This is a genomic window from Virgibacillus sp. MG-45 (genome assembly GCF_036409425.1).
GTDB lineage: Bacteria > Bacillota > Bacilli > Bacillales > Amphibacillaceae > LDC-1.
In genome coordinates this window covers 1-2,961 of the sequence record NZ_JAXOFU010000021.1, presented here as the reverse complement: position 1 = coordinate 2,961, position 2,961 = coordinate 1, and the positions used below count along the sequence as shown (strand labels likewise).

The 2,961-nt window shown below is 52.5% G+C and carries 1 rRNA gene; it reads right to left on the bottom strand.

Annotation, left to right across the window (positions count from 1 at the left end):
- Nucleotide 1: 1 nt before the first annotated feature.
- Nucleotides 2–2,919 (bottom strand): 23S ribosomal RNA (locus SPK86_RS15140).
- Nucleotides 2,920–2,961 lie beyond the last annotated feature (42 nt).

Here is a 2,961-nt window from a genome sequence, read left to right as displayed (position 1 = left end):
GTTAGTTAAGTCCTCGATCGATTAGTATCCGTCAGCTCCACGTGTCACCACGCTTCCACCTCGGACCTATCAACCTCATCGTCTCTGAGGGATCTTACTCACTCGAAGTGATGGGAAGTCTCATCTAGAGGGGGGCTTCATGCTTAGATGCTTTCAGCACTTATCCTTTCCACACGTAGCTACCCAGCTATGCTCCTGGCGGAACAACTGGTACACCAGCGGTGTGTCCATCCCGGTCCTCTCGTACTAAGGACAGCTCCTCTCAAACTTCCAACGCCCACGACGGATAGGGACCGAACTGTCTCACGACGTTCTGAACCCAGCTCGCGTACCGCTTTAATGGGCGAACAGCCCAACCCTTGGGACCGACTACAGCCCCAGGATGCGATGAGCCGACATCGAGGTGCCAAACCTCCCCGTCGATGTGAACTCTTGGGGGAGATAAGCCTGTTATCCCCGGGGTAGCTTTTATCCGTTGAGCGATGGCCCTTCCATGCGGAACCACCGGATCACTAAGCCCGACTTTCGTCCCTGCTCGACTTGTAGGTCTCGCAGTCAAGCTCCCTTCTGCCTTTACACTCTTCGAATGATTTCCAACCATTCTGAGGGAACCTTTGGGCGCCTCCGTTACCTTTTGGGAGGCGACCGCCCCAGTCAAACTGCCCGCCTGACACTGTCTCCGAACCGGATCACGGTCCTGGGTTAGAATGTTCGTACAGCCAGGGTGGTATCCCACCATTGCCTCCACCGAAGCTAGCGCTCCGGTTTCCAAGGCTCCCACCTATCCTGTACAAGCTGCACAAACATTCAATATCAGGCTACAGTAAAGCTCCACGGGGTCTTTCCGTCCTGTCGCGGGTAATGCGCATCTTCACGCATAGTATAATTTCACCGGGTCTCTCGTTGAGACAGTGCCCAAGTCGTTGCACCTTTCGTGCGGGTCGGAACTTACCCGACAAGGAATTTCGCTACCTTAGGACCGTTATAGTTACGGCCGCCGTTTACTGGGGCTTCGGTTCTACGCTTCGCGCGAACGCTAACGCTTCCCCTTAACCTTCCAGCACCGGGCAGGTGTCAGCCCCTATACTTCGCCTTTCGGCTTCGCAGAGACCTGTGTTTTTGCTAAACAGTCGCTTGGGCCTATTCACTGCGGCTCCTCCTTAAAGGAGCACCCCTTCTCCCGAAGTTACGGGGTCATTTTGCCGAGTTCCTTAACGAGAGTTCTCCCGCTCACCTTAGGATTCTCTCCTCGCCTACCTGTGTCGGTTTGCGGTACGGGCACCTGTGACCTTGCTAGAGGCTTTTCTCGGCAGTGTGAAATCGGGAACTTCGCTACTCTAGTTCACTCCCCATCACAGCTTGAGATTGTTGGACGGATTTGCCTATCCAACTCCCTTACTGCTTGGGCGCACTCATCCATCGGTGCGCTTTCCCTATCCTACTGCGTCCCCCCGTCGCTAATAGCGGTCATGAGGTGGTACAGGAATATCTACCTGTTGTCCATCGCCTACGCCTTTCGGCCTCGGCTTAGGTCCCGACTAACCCTGAGAGGACGAGCCTTCCTCAGGAAACCTTAGGCATTCGGTGAAAGAGATTCTCACTCTTTTTTCGCTACTCATACCGGCATTCTCACTTCCAAGCGCTCCACCAGTCCTCACGGTCTGACTTCACTGCACTTGGAACGCTCTCCTACCATTGTTCGAAGAACAATCCGCAGCTTCGGTGATACGTTTAGCCCCGGTATATTTTCGGCGCAGAGTCACTCGACCAGTGAGCTATTACGCACTCTTTAAATGATGGCTGCTTCTAAGCCAACATCCTGGTTGTCTAAGCAACTCCACATCCTTTTCCACTTAACGTATACTTTGGGACCTTAGCTGGCGGTCTGGGCTGTTTCCCTTTCGACTATGAACCTTATCACCCATAGTCTGACTCCCAAAGCTAAGTAGCTGGCATTCGGAGTTTGACTGAATTCGGTAACCCGGTGAGGGCCCCTAGTCCAATCAGTGCTCTACCTCCAGTACTCTTTCTTTGAGGCTAGCCCTAAAGCTATTTCGGAGAGAACCAGCTATCTCCGTGTTCGATTGGCATTTCACCCCTACCCACACCTCATCCCCGCATTTTTCAACATACGTGGGTTCGGGCCTCCAGTCAGTGTTACCTGACCTTCACCCTGGACATGGGTAGATCACACGGTTTCGGGTCTACGACCGCATACTCATTCGCCCTATTCAGACTCGCTTTCGCTACGGCTCCGTGTCATCCACTTAACCTTGCATACGATCGTAACTCGCCGGTCCATTCTACAAAAGGTACGCCGTCACCCATTAACGGGCTTCGACTACTTGTAAGCACACGGTTTCAGGTTCTCTTTCACTCCCCTTCCGGGGTGCTTTTCACCTTTCCCTCACGGTACTGGTTCACTATCGGTCACTAGGGAGTATTTAGCCTTGGGAGATGGTCCTCCCGGATTCCGACGGAATTTCTCGTGTTCCGCCGTACTCAGGATACACTCCGGAGGAAATTCTTTTTCGATTACAGGGCTGTTACCTTCTGTGGCGGACCTTTCCAGATCGCTTCATCTAAAGAATTTCTTTGTAACTCCGTGTGGAGTGTCCTACAACCCCAAAAGGTAAACCTTTTGGTTTGGGCTAATTCCGTTTCGCTCGCCGCTACTCAGGAAATCGCGTTTGCTTTCTCTTCCTCCGGGTACTGAGATGTTTCAGTTCCCCGGGTCTGCCTCGTGCATCCTATGTATTCAGATACACGTACTATTCCATTACGAATAGTGGGTTCCCCCATTCGGAAATCCCCGGATCAAAGTCTACTTACAACTCCCCGAGGCATATCGGTGTTAGTCCCGTCCTTCGTCGGCTCCTAGTGCCAAGGCATCCACCGTGCGCTCTTATTCACTTAACTAACAATGAATAAGCATAATGCTTATATTTGCTTTACGCCTTT